The 17,071-nt window shown below is 70.5% G+C and carries 11 protein-coding genes; 6 read left to right on the plus strand and 5 right to left on the minus strand.

Translation table 11 applies throughout. The annotated features are described in order from the left end of the window. Positions 1 to 202 precede the first annotated feature (202 nt). On the minus strand, positions 203 to 1,729 hold the full coding sequence (gene rpsA / locus ACTWQF_RS31115) for a 30S ribosomal protein S1 (protein WP_443283072.1): 1,527 nt from the start codon (positions 1,727 to 1,729) through the stop codon (positions 203 to 205). Between the two features lie 367 nt (positions 1,730 to 2,096). Here rpsA and ACTWQF_RS31120 point away from each other — a divergent pair, with 367 nt between their 5' ends. Then, complete coding sequence (locus ACTWQF_RS31120; RefSeq protein ID WP_443283073.1) at positions 2,097 to 2,975, plus strand: class I SAM-dependent methyltransferase; 879 nt, start codon at positions 2,097 to 2,099, stop codon at positions 2,973 to 2,975. Between the two features lie 22 nt (positions 2,976 to 2,997). After that, positions 2,998 to 5,544, plus strand: a complete 2,547-nt coding sequence (hrpB, locus tag ACTWQF_RS31125; protein WP_443283074.1) for an ATP-dependent helicase HrpB — start codon at positions 2,998 to 3,000, stop codon at positions 5,542 to 5,544. Position 5,545: 1 nt separating this feature from the next. On the opposite strand, the gene ACTWQF_RS31130 is transcribed toward hrpB, so the two are convergent. From ACTWQF_RS31130 to polA, 4 genes are all read right to left on the minus strand, one after another. Beyond that, entirely contained in the window at positions 5,546 to 6,580 is a 1,035-nt protein-coding gene (locus tag ACTWQF_RS31130) for a DUF3068 domain-containing protein (RefSeq protein ID WP_443283075.1), read from the minus strand. Positions 6,581 to 6,598: 18 nt separating this feature from the next. Next, positions 6,599 to 6,733, minus strand: coding sequence for an SPW_0924 family protein (locus ACTWQF_RS31135; protein WP_443283076.1), 135 nt, complete (start codon positions 6,731 to 6,733; stop codon positions 6,599 to 6,601). Positions 6,734 to 6,958: 225 nt separating this feature from the next. Then, positions 6,959 to 8,680, minus strand: a complete 1,722-nt coding sequence (locus tag ACTWQF_RS31140) for a lytic transglycosylase domain-containing protein (protein ID WP_443283077.1) — start codon at positions 8,678 to 8,680, stop codon at positions 6,959 to 6,961. A gap of 273 nt (positions 8,681 to 8,953) precedes the next feature. Continuing rightward, on the minus strand, positions 8,954 to 11,620 hold the full coding sequence (polA, locus tag ACTWQF_RS31145; protein ID WP_443283088.1) for a DNA polymerase I: 2,667 nt from the start codon (positions 11,618 to 11,620) through the stop codon (positions 8,954 to 8,956). Positions 11,621 to 11,876: 256 nt separating this feature from the next. Here polA and ACTWQF_RS31150 point away from each other — a divergent pair, with 256 nt between their 5' ends. The 4 genes from ACTWQF_RS31150 (at position 11,877) to ACTWQF_RS31165 (ending at position 16,906) form a co-directional block, all read left to right on the plus strand. Then, complete coding sequence (locus tag ACTWQF_RS31150) at positions 11,877 to 14,156, plus strand: FdhF/YdeP family oxidoreductase (protein ID WP_443283078.1); 2,280 nt, start codon at positions 11,877 to 11,879, stop codon at positions 14,154 to 14,156. Positions 14,157 to 14,217: 61 nt separating this feature from the next. After that, positions 14,218 to 14,670 (plus strand): PaaI family thioesterase, encoded by a 453-nt coding sequence (locus ACTWQF_RS31155; protein ID WP_443283079.1) that lies wholly within the window; start codon positions 14,218 to 14,220, stop codon positions 14,668 to 14,670. Between the two features lie 107 nt (positions 14,671 to 14,777). Continuing rightward, a complete protein-coding gene (locus ACTWQF_RS31160) occupies positions 14,778 to 15,359 on the plus strand; it encodes a hypothetical protein (RefSeq protein ID WP_443283080.1) in 582 nt (193 codons plus the stop codon). 302 nt (positions 15,360 to 15,661) lie between these two features. Continuing rightward, the gene (locus tag ACTWQF_RS31165; RefSeq protein WP_443283081.1) at positions 15,662 to 16,906 is read left to right on the plus strand and encodes a branched-chain amino acid ABC transporter substrate-binding protein; all 1,245 of its coding nucleotides are present in this window, start codon (positions 15,662 to 15,664) and stop codon (positions 16,904 to 16,906) included. Positions 16,907 to 17,071 lie beyond the last annotated feature (165 nt).

Genomic DNA, 17,071 nt, shown 5'->3' on the forward strand with positions numbered 1-17,071 from the left:
ACCACCGTTCGAGCTGGCGCGCCCCAGCCTGAGGACGGAGCGGCACCGCCGGAACGGTCGTGGGGGTTCCGCCGCCGTAGCGGCGGAAAGAAGGCGAGGCGGCGATGGGGAGGCCGCATCGAGGGCGCTCCGGAATGGGGCGAGGCCCGCACCCCCGGTGGGGTGCGGGCCTCGCTTTCGGCTTACGCCTCGCGGCGAGAGGTCAGCTCTGGCCGCCGGCCAGCTTCTCGCGGAGCGCGGCGAGCGCCTCGTCGGAGGCCAGCGCCCCCGAGTCCTCCTCCGAGCCCTCGGACGAGTAGGAGCCGCCGCCCTGGCCGCCGCCGCCACCGCCGCCGCCCTGCTGGGCACCGGCGGCGGCGCCGGTGGCACCCTCGGCCGCAGCCTGCTCGTCGGCCTCGCGGGACTTGATGACCTGCGCCTGGTGCTGCTCGAAGCGAGCCTGCGCCTCGGCGTACTGGCGCTCCCACTCCTCGCGCTGCTTCTCGTAACCCGGCAGCCAGTCGTTGGCCTCCGGGTCGAAGCCCTCGGGGTAGATGTAGTTGCCCTGGTCGTCGTAGGACGCGGCCATGCCGTAGAGCGTCGGGTCGAACTCGACGGCGGTCGGGTCCGCACCGAAGGACTCGTTGGCCTGCTTCAGCGAGAGGCTGATGCGGCGGCGCTCCAGGTCGATGTCGATGACCTTGACGAAGATCTCGTCGTTGACCTGGACGACCTGCTCCGGGATCTCCACGTGGCGCTCGGCCAGCTCGGAGATGTGGACCAGACCCTCGATGCCCTCGTCGACGCGGACGAACGCACCGAACGGCACCAGCTTGGTGACCTTGCCGGGGACGACCTGGCCGATCTGGTGGGTCCGGGCGAACTGCTGCCACGGGTCTTCCTGGGTCGCCTTGAGCGACAGGGACACGCGCTCGCGGTCCATGTCGACGTCCAGGACCTCGACCGTGACCTCCTGGCCGACCTCGACGACCTCGGAGGGGTGGTCGATGTGCTTCCAGGACAGCTCGGAGACGTGGACCAGACCATCGACGCCACCCAGGTCCACGAAGGCACCGAAGTTGACGATGGAGGAGACGACGCCGGAGCGCACCTGGCCCTTCTGGAGGGTGGTGAGGAAGGTCTGGCGGACCTCGCTCTGGGTCTGCTCCAGCCAGGCGCGGCGGGAGAGAACCACGTTGTTGCGGTTCTTGTCCAGCTCGATGATCTTGGCCTCGAGCTCCTTGCCGACGTACGGCTGGAGATCGCGGACGCGGCGCATCTCGACCAGGGAGGCCGGGAGGAAGCCGCGCAGGCCGATGTCGAGGATGAGGCCGCCCTTGACGACCTCGATGACGGTACCGGTGACGATCCCGTCCTCTTCCTTGATCTTCTCGATGGTGCCCCAGGCACGCTCGTACTGGGCGCGCTTCTTCGAGAGGATCAGGCGCCCTTCCTTGTCCTCCTTCTGGAGAACCAGGGCCTCGATCTCGTCACCGACGGCGACGACCTCGTTCGGGTCGACGTCGTGCTTGATCGACAGCTCTCGGGAAGGGATGACACCTTCGGTCTTGTAACCGATGTCGAGCAGGACCTCGTCCCGGTCGACCTTCACGATGACGCCGTCGACGATGTCGCCGTCGTTGAAGTACTTGATCGTCTCGTCGATCGCGGCGAGGAAGGCTTCCTCGGAACCGATGTCGTTGACCGCAACCTGCGGGGTGGTGGCGGAAGTCTCGGTGCTGCTCGTCATGTGGGAAAGGGTCTCCGGTACGGACATGAAGTCGTAGGTACTGCTACGCCGAGGACCCTTTGATCGCACCACACATGCAAGTCAGCCGGAGAGCCAGGAAAGCCGGGAACCCGAGGGGACATACAGCCGATGCGAGCGCGGCCTGCTCCGTCCGAGGCACGCAGGCCCGCAGCGCAACTTGTAGCATACGGGGGCCGCTGGGCATGGTCAATGCGCGAAAGAGCACACCTGGGATGCAACACCCCATTTCCGGCAGAACTCGCCGCTCCCCACGGTCAGATGGCCCCACGCGGCGAGGTTCCCACGGCGTTCGCCGCGAGGCTGCCGACCGAGAGTACGGCTAACCGAGAGTACGGTCACTGGCGCAATGGAACAAAAGCACGAGGGTGGTGGGGGTGTCCACCCCCTGACACACGGTGATCATGACGGCGATCCCGCCGGCGGCGACGCCGTACGGCGACCGGCCGGCGGCCGGGAGAGCAGCCGGGCCAGTCGCGGCTGGTGGGACCGCAACGCGGACGAGTACCAGAACGACCACGGCGACTTCCTCGGCGATGCCCGCTTCGTGTGGGGCCCCGAGGGCCTGGACGAGGCCACGGCGCGTCTGCTCGGGCCCGGCGAGAAGCTGCGCGGGCTGGACGTGCTGGAGGTAGGAGCCGGGGCCGCGCAGTGCTCCCGGTGGCTGGCGGCACAGGGCGCGCGCCCTGTCGCCCTCGACCTCTCCCACCGGCAGCTCCAGCACGCGCTGCGGATCGGCGACGGACAGGGCAGCGAACTGGGGTTCCCGCTGGTCGAGGCGGACGCGAGGGCGCTGCCGTTCGCGGACGGGTCCTTCGATCGCGCCTGTTCGGCGTACGGCGCGATCCCCTTCGTGGCCGATCCCGAACGGGTGTTCGCGGAAGTGGCACGGGTGCTGCGGCCCGGGGGCCGGTGGGTCTTCTCGCTGACCCACCCGCTGCGGTGGTCCCTGGCGGACGAACCCGGCACCGAGGGGCTGACCGTCCTGGCCTCCTACTTCGACCGCACGCCGTACGTCGAGCAGGACGCCGCGGGGCGGACGGTGTACGTGGAGCACCACCGCACGCTGGGGGACCGGGTGCGGGAGCTGGTCGGCGCCGGTTTCCGGCTGGACAACCTCGTCGAGCCGGAGTGGCCCGCATGGAACCAGCAGGTGTGGGGCGGCTGGTCACCGCTGCGGGGCCGGCTGGTGCCCGGGACAGCCATTTTCGTGTGCACGCGCGCGTGAGCACCCGACAGGAGAATTTCCGGTGCGCCATGACGACCAGCTGAACCGGCTCCCCATAGCCGAGGCCCTGCCACGCGTGCGGGAAGCCCTCACCGCGTGCGGGGCGGCCGTCGTGCACGCGCCGCCGGGCACCGGCAAGACGACGCTGCTGCCGTTGGCGCTGGCCGGGCTGCTGGCCGACGGTGCGCCCTCGCGCACCGTGCTGGTGGCCGAGCCGCGCCGGATGGCGGCACGGTCGGCGGCGCGCCGGATGGCGTGGCTGCTGGGCGAGAAACCGGGCGAGAGCGTTGGCTTCACGGTGCGGGGCGAGCGCCGCGCCGGTGCCCGTACGCGCGTGGAGGTCGTCACGACAGGTGTGCTGCTGCAACGCCTCCAGCGGGACCAGGAGCTGTCCGGCGTGGATGTCGTGCTGATGGACGAGTGCCATGAGCGCCATCTGGACGCGGATACGGCGTTGGCGTTCCTGCTGGACGTACGCGCCACACTCCGCCCGGAGCTCCAGCTGATCGCCGCGTCGGCGACACAGGACAGCGAGGCGTGGGCGCAGCTGCTGGCCGCGCGAGTCGTACACGGACGGGGGACGAGCCACCCGGTGGACGTGCGGTATGCACCGCCGCCCGCGGGGGTGCGGCCGCCGCACGGGATGCGGGTGGATCCGGCGCTGCTGCGCCATGTGGCGGCGACCGTACGGCAGGCGCTGGCAGCGGTTCCGGAGGGCGACGTGCTCTGCTTCCTTCCGGGTGTCGGCGAGATCGGCAAGGTCGCGGCCTTGCTGTCCGACGTCCGTGCCCGCGTACTGCCGCTGCACGGGCGGGCGCCGGTACAGGTGCAGGACGACGTGCTGAGCGGCGGCTCGGGCGGCGGTGCGGAGCGCGAGCGGCGGGTGATCCTCTCGACGGCGGTGGCCGAGTCGAGCCTGACCGTGCCGGGGGTGCGGGTGGTGGTGGACGCGGGGCTGGCCCGGGAGCCCCGTACGGACCACGCGCGCGGCCTCGGCGCACTCACGACGGTGCGGGTCTCCCGCGCGGCGGCCGAGCAGCGGCGCGGCAGGGCGGGTCGCGAGGCACCGGGGGTGGCGTACGCGTGCTGGGCGGAGGCGGAGGAGGCGGGACGGCCGCGGGAGCCGTCCCCCGAGATAGCGGTTGCCGATCTGACGGCGTTCGCGTTGCAGGCCGCCTGCTGGGGCGATCCGGACGCGGCGCAGCTCTCCTTGCTGGACGCTCCGCCGCCGGGAGCGATGAGCGCGGCGCGGCGGACGCTGCGCGCGGTCGGCGCGCTGGACGAGGCGGGCCTGGTGACACAGCGGGGGCAGCGGATGGCCGGCCTGGGCGTGCACCCCAGGCTCGCCCGCGCGCTGCTGGACGGCGCTGCGGCAGTGGGCAGTGAGCTGGCGTGCGAGACGGTGGCACTGCTGAGCGAGGAGCCGCCGCGTGCCTTCGGGGACGACGCGGCGGAGGCTCTGCGACGGGCCCGTACGGCGCGGCGTGACGATCCGTACGGGGCGCGCTGGGCCGCCGAGGTGCGGCGGCTGCGGTCGCTGCTGGGCGAGGAGACGGCGCGGCCGGGCGGGGTCACCGACGAGCAGGGGGTCGGCACGGTGGTCGCGCTCGCTCAGCCGGAGCGGGTGGCGCGTGCACAGAGCGGCACGTCGTATCTGATGGCCGGCGGCACCCGCGCCGAGCTGACCCCGGACAGTCCGCTGCGCGGCACTCCCTGGCTGGCTGTCGCCGTGGCGGACCGGCCTGTTGGCGCCGCCTCGGCGCGGGTGCGGCTGGCGGCGCCGATCGACGCCGAGACGGCGCTCGCGGCGGCGGGCGCGCTGTACGGCGTACGAGAGGAGGTGGCCTGGGACCCCGAGCAGGGTGCGCAGGGCGGGCGCGGTGATGTGGTGGCGCGCGAGGTGGAGTCCCTGGGCGCCGTGCGGCTTTCGGTGCGCCCCCTGCCGGACCCGCCGCCCGAGGCATTGCGGGAGGCCGCGCTGGAGGGGCTGCGGCAGGGCGGAACGGGGCTGCTGCGGTGGTCGGACAGCGCCGTGGCGCTGCGGCGCCGGCTCGGCTTCCTGCACCGGACACTGGGTGCGCCCTGGCCGGACGTCTGTGACGAGGCACTGCTGGAACGGGCCGACGAGTGGCTGGGCCAGGCGTGCTCCCGGGCCGACCTCGCCCGGATCGATGCCGCCGGTGTGCTGTCGGGGATGCTGCCGTGGGCGTCCGGCGAGGCAACGCGGCTGGACGAGCTGGCGCCGAAGCGGATCGAGGTGCCGTCCGGTTCGCGGATCAGGGTCGACTACGAGCCGGAGCAGCCGGTGCTGGCCGTGAAGCTCCAGGAGATGTTCGGGGCGCGGGAGACACCGCGGGTGGCGGACGGGCGGGTGCCGCTCCTCGTCCACCTGCTCTCTCCCGCCGGGCGCCCCGCCGCCGTGACCGCCGATCTCGCGTCCTTCTGGGCGGAGGGCTACCGCGGTGTACGGGCCGAGCTGCGGGGGCGCTACCCCAAGCACCCGTGGCCGGAGGATCCCGCCACAGCGGAACCCACCCGGCACGCCAAGGCCCGCGGACGGTCGGCGTAGGTCAGTGGTTGCCGGACCGCTTCGAGGGCACGACCGTCTCCCCCGGCTCGGACGCCGCTGCTCCCTCAGCCGGCTCGGAGGGGCCGTCGGCTGCGGCCGTACGGCGGCGTGCGCGGGCCTCCAGGGTGAGGGAGGCGGCCAGCAGGAGGCCGCCCAGGACGAGGAAGCCCCAGGGCAGATAGGTGGTCATGGTCAGCACGAGCTGCCGCTGGGAGGAGACCAGGTCCACCGTCGCGTCCTGGTAGTCCGGGCGCATCTTGACGTGCCCGGCGAAGGCGGTGAGCGGCTTCTTGCCGGGCTTGTCCTTCCAGCGCATCTCCTCCTTGTGGATCTCCTGGCCGTCCACGGGGGCTCCGGTGGCCGGCTCCACCCAGAACATCCGCTTGGTGCTGTACCAGCGCTCCAGGCCGATCTGTTCGACGGTCTCGGGGGTGGCGCCCAGAGCCAGCTTCTTGGGGACCTTGACCTTGGTCCAGGGGATGGTCTGCTCGAAGTAGTAGGTCTCGATGCCCCGGACGGTGCGGGTGCCCTTGTAGTGGATGGGCGCAGAGGTGCGGGTCTGGAAGTCGAAGTACTCGTAGTCGCGCTTCTCGGTGAGGAACGGCCACTTGTACTCGATGCCCTGGCGGCGTACCGGGTCGCCGTCGACGTGTTCGCCGCCCGCGTGCACGGGCTCCTGGGAGTGGGCGTCGAAGACGTAGCGTTCGGGGATGCGCGAGACCAGCTTGCCCTTGTCGTCGGCCACATAGCTGAGGGTGTCCCAGACGACGACATCGCGGCCCGTGCTGTCCTTTATCTTCTTCGCCGCCGCCACATTGCCCTTGAGGGTCTGGACGATGGTGACCTTGGGCACCTTCTTCGACTTCATGGTGGCGTAGTCGAGGAGAGTGGCGTTCCTGGCCTCCAGGACCATGTCCTGGTACTGGCTGGGCGGGATCTTCGCCAGCCGCGGAAAGGCGTACCAGCGGATCAGGGGCGAGAGCGCGGCGAAGAACACCGCGAGGGCCAGGAGGATCAGGCTCGCTCTCCTGCGCATGCTGTCTCCTGCCGGCTGCTAGGGGTGCTCGGGGACGGTGGTGTGCAGGGGCTTCTTCGACGTCTCGCCGGGCGGGGCACCGATCGCGGTGATCGCGAGGACGAGCGCGAGCGCGGCGGCCAGTCCGATCCCGGCGGCGATGAGGGCTCGCATGCGCTGGCTTCACCTCTTCCGGTGGCCGACTGCAACAGAGCTGACGCTCCGTCAATTCTGCGGTCGCACCGTAGCAACGCCCGCGTGGGATGGGAACAGTGCGTCACGGGTTCGACGGCCGCGCCAGCCGCGACAGCCGCGACAAAAGGGGCGCCCGGAAAACCCTTCGCCCCCGGCGCCGGGGCGCCGGGGGCGAGGAGAGCACTCTGCTGGGCTGCTGCGGCCTCAGCCCTTGATGGTGAGCTTCACCTTCAGGGTGGCGCCGCCGTCCGCCTTCAGCGTCAGGGTGTAGGTGCCGGGCTGGTCGTCGGCGAAGAGGTCGGGCAGCTTGACGATGCCGTTGGCGTCCGTCTTCAGACCCGCGAGGCTGCGCACGGGCTTGCCCTTGGGGTCCTTGAAGTACGGGCCCTCGGCGGTGTTGTCCAGCGTTGCCGTCAGGGTGGTGTTCGCGACGGCCTTGCCCTTGCGGGTGGCCTTGACCTCCACGGCCTGCGCGAACTTCGTGTTCTTGTCGGCCTCCAGCGCGACGTTGCTGGTACGGGCCAGCGTGTCGGCCTGCGGGGCGGTGACCGAGGCGGCGAAGTCGACGGTGCCCAGGTCCTTGCCGGGGGCTGTCGCGCGCACGGTGAAGGAGCCGGTCCTGCTGCCCGCGCTGAGCGTGGGCGCCGTCGCGACGCCGTCCGCGTTGGTGGTGGCCGTCGCGGTCTTGGTGCCGCCTTCGAACGTCGCGCCGGTGTTGCCGCGGATCTCGAAGCGGACCTTGACGCCCTTGACGCCCTTGCCCTTGGAGGTCTCGGCCTTGACCGCGGGGCGCGCGGCGAACTTCTCTCCGGCGACCGCAGCAAACTCCTTGGCTCCGACCCGCTCGATGGAGTGCGGCTTCGTCGGCTCGGGGCTGGGGCTGGGGCTGGGGGACTCGTGACCGCCGCCGCCCTCGTTGCCTCCGCCGCCGTTGTTGCCCCCGCCGTTGCCGGGCTTGCCGGGCTTGTTCGGCTTGTTGGGCTTGTTGGGCTTGCCGTGCGAGCCGCCCTTGCCGCCGCGCTCCGGTGAGCCCTTGTCCGAGCCGCCGCCGGGCTCGCCGAGGCCCGGTGCGGTGGGCAGCAGCGAACCGCCGCCGTCGGGCACCGCGTGGGTGCCCTTGCGGTAGAACTCGTACCAGGCCAGAACGGTGCGCAGATAGTCGCTGGAGTTGTTGTAGCTGAGGATCGCCCGGTCCAGGTCGCCGCCGTTCGACAGGTCACGGCCGCCCGCGCACAGGTAGTCGCCCGCGGCGACCGCGGCGTCGTAGACGTTGTTGGGGTCCTTGCGGCCGTCGCCGTTGCCGTCGGCGCCCCAGCGGTTCCAGGTGGAAGGGATGAACTGCAGAGGACCGACCGCGCGGTCGTAGCTGGAATCGCTGTCCCACCGGCCGCCGTCGGTGTCCTTGATGTTGGCGAACCCCTCCCCGTTGAGCACCGGGCCGAGGATGGGTCGCAGCGTCGTACCGTCCTTGTCGACCGCGCCACCGCGGGCGTGCCCCGACTCGACCTTGCCGATGCCCGCGAGGAGCTCCCAGCGCAGGCCGCAGCCCGGTGTGCGGGAGGCGAGCGACTTGGCGGCCTTCTTGTAGGCAGCCAGAACCGAGGTCGGTATGCCGGACTTGTCGCCTGAGCCGCCGGGTTCCGAACTACCGGGCGGGTGCGGGGACTCCAGCGGAGGCAGCTCCGTCTCGTAGCTGTCGTCACCCGGCGCAGGGTCACCCGCGGCGCCCGAACGTCCGTTGTTGTGATCGCCGCCGAGTTCCACACCGGGCGCCTGGGAGGCGGTCAGCGCCGCCATGACGACGGCCGCGATCGCGGTGCCGCCCAAGCCCCTGCGGTATCTGGTGCTGCGAAGCCCGCCGCGGCGGTGCCCCGCCGCTGTGGTGGCCGCCCGCTGTGCGGCGTGCCTGCCCCGGTTCCGCGCCATAGGTAGTCCCCGTCCTCTCCCCTTCGGACGCAATCACCGTGACCCTACGGCAGAGCCCGGCCACAAGTCAGCGGCCGGCGGCCACTTCTGGCGCTTCTGACCCGCTTTCGCGGCCGGTTTTCCCGGTGTTTGCCCCGTTGTTTCCCCATCGTTCCCGGCGGCGAACGCCCCTTGGCACGTCCCCCCGGGCTGAAAGCCCCCTCGGGAAGCGAACGTTCCCTCTGCGTCCGGACGTTGCCACCCAGGGGGACGCTCGGCTCCGCCGGAGCGGTTTCAGTGTGCTGCCGACTCCCAGTCCAGGCCGACACCGACGGACACATCCAGCGGTGCCCGCAGCGAGACGGCCGTGGACATCTCCGAGCGGACCAGCTTCTCGACCTCCTCGCGCTCCCCCGGCGCGATCTCCAGCACGATTTCGTCGTGCACCTGCAGCAGCATCCGGGAGCGCAGCTGAGCCGCCCGCAGCGCCGCGTCGACCTTGAGCATGGCGACCTTGACGATGTCGGCAGCGGTGCCCTGGATCGGTGCGTTGAGCGCCATCCGCTCGGCCATCTCGCGGCGCTGCCGTTGGTCGCTGGTGAGGTCGGGCAGATAGCGGCGGCGGCCCATGATCGTGTGGGTGTAGCCGGTGGCGCGGGCCTCCTCGACGGTGCGGTGCAGATAGTCGCGTACCCCGCCGAAGCGCTCGAAGTAGGTGTCCATCAGCTTCCGTGCCTCGTCGGGCGTGATGCCGAGCTGCTGCGAGAGCCCGAAGGCGGACAGCCCGTACGCCAGCCCGTAGGACATCGCCTTGATCTTGCGGCGCATCTCGGCGTCGACTGCCGTCTTCTTGACGCTGAAGACCTGCGCCGCCACCGTGTCGTGCAGGTCCTCGCCCGAGGTGAACGCCTCGATCAGGCCCTCGTCCTCCGACAGGTGCGCCATCACCCGCAGCTCGATCTGGCTGTAGTCGGCCGTCATCAGCGACTCGAAGCCCTCACCGACGCGGAAGCCACGGCGGATTGCGCGGCCCTCGTCCGTACGGATCGGGATGTTCTGCAGGTTCGGGTCCGTGGAGGAGAGCCGGCCGGTGGCGGCCACCGTCTGGTTGAACGTGGTGTGGATACGGCCATCGGGGGCGATGGTCTTGATCAGGCCCTCGACCGTGGTGCGCAGCTTCTGCTGCTCGCGGTAGCGCAGCATGATCACCGGCAGCTCGTGCTCGGTCTGGGCCGCCAGCCAGGCCAGCGCGTCCGCGTCGGTCGTGTAGCCCGTCTTGGTCTTTTTCGTCTTGGGCAGGCCCAGCTCGCCGAAGAGGACCTCCTGGAGCTGCTTGGGCGAGCCGAGGTTGAACTCGTGGCCCACCGAGGCGTGCGCCTCGGCGACCGCCTGCTGCACCGCGTCGGCGAACTGCTGCTCCAGCCCCGTGAACCACTCGCGGTCCGCGCAGATACCGGCGCGCTCCATCCGGGCCAGCACCTCGGACGTCGGCAGCTCCAGCTCGCGCAGCAGATCGGCGGCGCCCACCTGCTCCAGCCGCTGCTCGAAGGCGCTGCCCAGGTCCAGGATGGTGCGGGCCTTGATCATGAGGGACTGCGCCTCGGCCTGCTCGTCCACCCCGAGCGCCAGCTGCCCGTCGGCCTCGGCGGTGGGGCCCAGCTCGCGGCCCAGATACTCCACCGACAGCGCGTCCAGCGCGAAGGAGCGGCGGCCCGGCTTGTCCAGATAGGCGGCGAGCGCGGTGTCCGTCCATACGCCGTCCACCTGCCAGCCGTGGTCGGCGAAGACCCGCATCAGCGCCTTGGCGTCGTGCATGACCTTGCGGCGGTCCGCGTCGGCGAGCCAGGCGGCGAACGCCCGCTCGTCGCCCTCGGTCAGCTCGGCCGGGTCGAACCAGACGGCCGGGCCCGCGCCGGCGGCCAGCGCGATCTCGCTGACGCTGCCGCTGCCCTGCTTCCACACATCGACCGTGGCCACCCCGAGCGTGGCGGCCCCGTGCTGCTCCAGCCAGGGGGCAAGTTCGTCGGCCTCCGCCACCGTGCCGTCCACCTCGATGCCGTCAGCCGTGGGGGGCTCCTCGGCCTCCGCGGCGGCGCCCGGGTCGGCGGCGAAGAGGCGGTCGCGGAAGTTCTGGTGGCGGAACTCCAGGGTGTCCAGGATGACGGCGAGCGCGTCGCGGTCGTACGGAGCGCGCACCAGCTCCTCGGGGCGGTCCGGCAGGGCCACGTCGCGGACCAGCTCGGTCAGCCGGCGGTTGAGCAGGACGGATTCCAGGTGGGCGCGGAGATTGTCGCCCGCCTTGCCCTTGACCTCGTCCACCCGCTCGGCCAGCTCGGCCAGGGAGCCGAACTGGTGGATCCACTTGGTGGCCGTCTTCTCCCCGACGCCCGGGATGCCCGGCAGGTTGTCCGACGGGTCGCCGCGCAGCGCGGCGAAGTCCGGATACTGGTCAGGGGACAGGCCGTACTTCTCCTGCACCTTCTCCGGTGTGAAGCGCGTCAGTTCCGAGACGCCCTTGGTCGGGTACAGCACCGTGACGTTGTCGCTGACGAGCTGGAAGGTGTCCCGGTCCCCGGTGACGATCGACACCTGGAAACCCTCGGCCTCGGCCTGGGTGGCGAGTGTGGCGATCACGTCGTCCGCCTCGTAGCCGTCGATCGCGTAGCGGCGTACGCGCATGGCGTCGAGCAGCTCGCCGATCAGCTCGACCTGGCCCTTGAACTCGTCCGGGCTCTTGGACCTGTTCGCCTTGTACTCCGAGAACTGCTCGGAGCGCCAGGTCTTGCGGGAGACGTCGAAGGCGACGGCGAAGTGGGTGGGGGCCTCGTCGCGCAGGGTGTTCGCGAGCATCGACGTAAAGCCGTAGATCGCGTTGGTGGGCTGCCCCGTGGTGGTGTTGAAGTTCTCCGCCGGGAGGGCGAAGAATGCCCGGTATGCAAGGGAATGCCCGTCCATGAGCATCAGGCGAGGCTGTGCCTCGCCGCTGCCCTTTGTTTTCGCCGTTGCCTTTGGTGCCGTCTTCGATGCTGCCTTCTTAGCCACGTGCCGATCCTCGCATGCGGGTCTGACAATGTCGGGGTGCGCTGGTGTGTGGCCGGGCGCCTCGCCGCCCTGTGCGGGCCGATGGGTGGGCAAAAGGCTACTGTCGGCGCACTGCCTGAAAGTCCACTGGACACCGACTGCCCACAGCGGCCGATCAGTGGCACCATCAGGGGTTATGACGCGGAAGGCTCCCTCCAGTGATCCGGTTCAGGACGCGCCCCAGGTGCAGGGGCCCGCACATGCCGCGGCCGGGTTGCCCGCCGTCGCGCACTCGTTGCGGATGGCGCGGCAGCAGATGGGGGTGAAACGGACCGCGCTGACGCTGCTGCGCGTCAACCAGAAGGAGGGTTTCGACTGTCCGGGCTGCGCGTGGCCCGAGGGTGACAAGCGGCACGCCGCGGAGTTCTGCGAGAACGGGGCCAAGGCGGTCGCCGAGGAGGCCACCACCCGCCGGGTCACCCGCGACTTCTTCGCCGCGCACCCGGTGACCGAGCTCGCCGAGCGGTCCGGGTACTGGCTGGGGCAGCAGGGACGGCTGACCGAGCCGATGTATCTGCCCGAGGGCGGCGAGCGGTACGAGCCGATCGGCTGGGACGACGCCTTCGCGCTGATCGCCGAGGAGCTGACGGCACTCACCTCACCCGATGAGGCGGTCTTCTACACCTCGGGCCGTACCAGCAACGAAGCCGCCTTCCTCTACCAGCTCTTCGCCCGCGAGTTCGGCACCAACAATCTGCCGGACTGCTCCAACATGTGCCACGAGTCGTCCGGCTCCGCATTGACCGAGACACTCGGCGTCGGCAAGGGCAGCGTGCTGCTGGAGGACCTGTACAAGGCCGACCTGATCATCGTCGCCGGACAGAACCCGGGCACCAACCACCCGCGCATGCTCTCCGCGCTGGAGAAGGCCAAGGCGGGCGGCGCGAAGATCATCACCGTCAACCCGCTGCCCGAGGCGGGCATGGAGCGGTTCAAGAACCCGCAGACCCCCAAGGGGCTGGCCGCGGGCGGTACCGCGCTGACGGATCTGTTCCTCCAGATCCGCCTCGGCGGCGACCAGGCGCTCTTCCGGGAGCTGAACCGCATGATCCTGGAGCGGAACGGCGTCGACGAGGACTTCGTACGGGAGCACACGCACGGCTTCGAGGAGTTCGCCGAGGCCGCGTGCACCACCGGCTGGGACGAGACACGGGCCGCGACCGGGCTGAGTCGCGCCGAGCTCGAGCGTGCCCTGGAGCTGGTGCTGGCCTCCCGCCGCACCGTGGTGTGCTGGGCGATGGGCCTGACCCAGCACAAGCACTCGGTGCCCACCATCCGCGAGGTGGTCAACTTTCTGCTGCTGCGCGGCAACATCGGCCGCCCCGGTGCCGGGGTGTGCCCGGTGCGCGGGCACAGCAATGTGCAGGGCGACCGCACGATGGGCATCTTCGAGCGGCCCGCGCCCGCGTTCCTGGACGCGCTGGAGCAGGAGTTCGGCTTCGCCCCGCCGCGCGAGCACGGCTACGACGTCGTACGGGCCATCCGCGCGATGCGGGACGGCCAGGTGAAGGTGTTCTTCGCGATGGGCGGCAACTTCGTGGCCGCCTCCCCCGACACCCAGGTGACCGAGGCGGCGATGCGCCGGGCGCGGCTGACCGTGCATGTCTCCACCAAGCTCAACCGCTCGCACTGTGTGACCGGCGCCCGTGCGCTGATCCTGCCGACGCTGGGCCGGACCGAGCGGGACACCCAGCGCGGTGGGGACCAGTTCGTCACCGTCGAGGACTCCATGGGCATGGTGCACGCCTCGCGGGGACGGCTGGCGCCGGCCAGTGAGCAGCTGCTGTCGGAGCCCGCGATCGTCGCCCGGCTGGCGCGGGCGGTGCTGGGCGAGGCGTCCGCGACCCCCTGGGAGGAGTTCGAGGGCGACTACGGGCTGATCCGGGACCGCATCGCCCGCGTGGTGCCCGGCTTCGAGGACTTCAACGCCAAGGTGGCCCGCCCCGGAGGGTTCACGCTGCCGCACGCACCGCGGGACGAGCGGCGCTTCCCGACGGCGACCGGCAAGGCGAACTTCACCGCGGCGCCGGTGGAGTATCCGCAGGTGCCACAGGGGCGGCTGCTGCTGCAGACGCTGCGCTCGCACGACCAGTACAACACCACCGTCTACGGGCTCGACGACCGCTACCGGGGCATCAAGAACGGCCGCCGCGTGGTGCTCGTACACCCCGAGGACGCGGCAGCGTGCGGGCTGGCGGACGGCTCGTACGCCGACCTCACCAGCGAGTGGAGCGACGGGAGGGAGCGGGTGGCGCGCGGGTTCCGCGTCGTCCACTACCCGACGGCACGCGGGTGCGCCGCCGCGTACTACCCGGAGACCAATGTGCTGGTTCCGCTGGATGCGACAGCCGATACGAGCAACACCCCCGCCAGCAAGTCCATCGTGATCAGGCTCACTCCCTCGGCGGCCGAGTGACGCCTGTGCGGGCTTAAGCTCGGATCGGCCGGTTGAACAGCGCGGATCGGAGCAGCGGCACATGGGCGAGCAGACCACGACCAAGTTCCCCCAGGAGGTCCTGGACCAGTGGGCGGGGTCGGGGGTCGACCTGCCCGCGCTGTTCTCGGCCGGGAAGCTGGGCGAGCGGATGGGGCTGGAGATCCTGGAGGCGGCGCCCGAGCGGGTGGTGGGCACGCTGCCGGTCGAGGGCAACACCCAGCCGTACGGGCTGCTGCACGGCGGGGCCTCCGCGGTGCTCGCCGAGACGCTGGGATCGGTGGGCGCCATGCTGCACGGCGGACCCGGCAAGGCCGCCGTGGGGGTGGACCTCAACTGCACCCATCACCGCGGGCCGCGCTCCGGGCTGGTGACGGGCGTGGCCACGCCGGTGCACCGCGGGCGGACGATGACCAGCTACGAGATCGTCATCACCGATGAGAGCGGGCGCCGGGTGTGCACGGCGCGGCTCACCTGCCTGTTGCGTGACGCATAGGGGTTGCGCCGCCCCCGGTTCCTCCCCCAATCTTCGGGACCGGGAGGTGCCCCCAACCCTCCCCGTTGTGACGTGGTGCCGTTGCGGCGGAACGAGTGGGGGACGACATGGCCGACGTACTCACCGGGGGTGGCGGTGACGGACCCCGGCTCTCCGAGCGCTGGGACGCGCTGTCCCGGCGCGTCCGGTATCTGACCGTCTCCCTCGCGCTCGGCTTCCTCCTCGCCGGCGCGGCGGCCTACGTGCTCCTCGCCGACCCCCGCAAGACCGCTCCCCCGGCCCACGCAGAGCGGCACAAAGTGCCCTACCCGGTGCACAGTACGCGAATGAGCTTCGTACGCATCACCGACGTGGACATCGAGAAGCGGAGCTTCCGGGTCGAGTTGCGGGCAGTGACCAAGGATCCGGTGCTGGTACGGCGAGTCACTCAGGAGTACGCGGCGGTGACGATGGAGCTCTCGCCGGCGCGGGCGGTGACGGTGCAGCCGGGACAGGCCGAGAGGGTGCGGGTGAAGGCGCGGGTCACCTCCTGCCGGGACCTGCCGATGCGGGCGCGGCTTCCCTTCCTGGACGTTACGCTGCGTAACGCTCGGGCGTCGCAGGACCTCAGCTTCATCCCCGGGGACCGCTACGCGCGGGCACTCACCCGCGTGTTCCGTACGGTATGCGGACCCTCTTCGCGCCCATGATCGGCGACCTGCAGACCCAGCTGCGGCTTCCGGGCCGGAAACGCGTCCGCCATCTCCCCGTCATATCGGACCTGCCGGGGTGAACCGGCTACGGGCTGCCGGTTCCGTGACGGTCATAACAAGAGAGTCACATCATGGATCCGACCTCTGCCCGACCGCATGGCAGCGGCCATAGAGTCACCGCCAGTCACCGCGCCGCCGGGCGCAACACCGACAAGCTCCGATCAGGACCGTACGTACGGCCCGGCGCGCGATACGGCCACTCACTCCATGGGGGCCGCGCCTTGGGGAAAGGACTGATCGTGCGTCATCGTTCCTTGCTCGTACTCACCACCACCGTCACGGTGGGAGCCCTCACCCTGTCAGCGTGCGGCTCGCGCGACGACAAGAGCGGCGGCGGCGACAGCGGAGACAAAACCACTGTCGTCATCGGCGTCGACGCCCCGCTCACCGGCGACCTGTCCGCACTGGGCCAGGGCATCAAGAACTCCAGCGAGCTCGCCGTCAAGACGGCCAACAAGAACAACGAGGTCAAAGGCGTCACCTTCAAGCTGGAGTCGCTCGACGACCAGGGCCAGGCCGGAACCGGCCAGCAGAACGCCACCAAGCTGGTCGGCAACGAGCAGGTCGCCGGCGTCGTCGGCCCCCTCAACTCGCACGTCGGCCAGTCCATGCAGAAGGTCTTCGGCAACGCCAACCTGGTGCAGATCTCCCCCGCCAACACGGCCCCCGAGCTCACCCAGGGCCCCAACTGGCAGAAGGGGGAGAAGAAGCGGCTGTTCAACACCTACTTCCGCACCTCCACCACCGACGCCGTACAGGGCCCGTACGCCGCCCAGTACCTGTACAACCAGCGAAAGTTCAAGAAGGCGTACATCATCGACGACAAGAAGACCTACGGCGCGGGACTGGCCGGCACCTTCACCGACGAGTTCAAGAAGCTCGGCGGCAAGGTCGTGGGCACCGACCACATCAACCCCGACGACCGTGACTTCTCCGCCGTCGGCACCAAGGTCGCCAAGTCCAAGGCCGACTTCGTCTACTACGGCGGCGAGTACCCGGCCGGCGCCCCGCTCAGCGCACAGATCAGCAAAGCCGGCTCCAAGGCCCTGGTCGTCGGCGGTGACGCGCTCTACAGCGAGGAGTACATCAAGCTCGGCAAGAAGAACGTCGAGGGCGACCTGGCCACCTCCGTCGGCGCACCGCTGGAGACCCTCGACACTGCCAAGACCTTCATGAAGGACTACAAGGCGGCCGGCTACAAGCTCCCCTACGAGGCATACGGCGGCTACTCCTACGACAGCGCCTGGGCGATCATCCAGGCGGTCAAGGCAGTCGTCGAGAAGAACGACGGCAAGCTGCCCGACAACATCGACGAGACCCGCAAACAGGTCACCGAAGCCGTGCAGGACGTCAAGTTCAAGGGTGTGACCGGCGACGTCGCCTTCGACAAGTACGGCGACACCACCAACAAGCAGCTGTCCGTCTACGAGGTCAAGGACGGCAAGCACAAGCCCGTCAAGACCGGCACCTTCAAGGAACGCTGATCCGGACCCACACCCCGAACTGAACCTCAGCGGCGGGGGGGGGGGGGGAAAAAAAAGAAACAAAAGGAAAACTGACCAAGGGCAAGCACACCCTCTCGCTCGCGGCCAAGAACCTCGACGGCAAGCGGGCCACCAAGGGTGACGCGATCGTCGACCGGCTCACGC

Origin of the sequence: Streptomyces sp. 8N114, assembly GCF_052245835.1 — a bacterium.
In the GTDB taxonomy this organism is placed as follows: Bacteria; Actinomycetota; Actinomycetes; order Streptomycetales; family Streptomycetaceae; genus Streptomyces.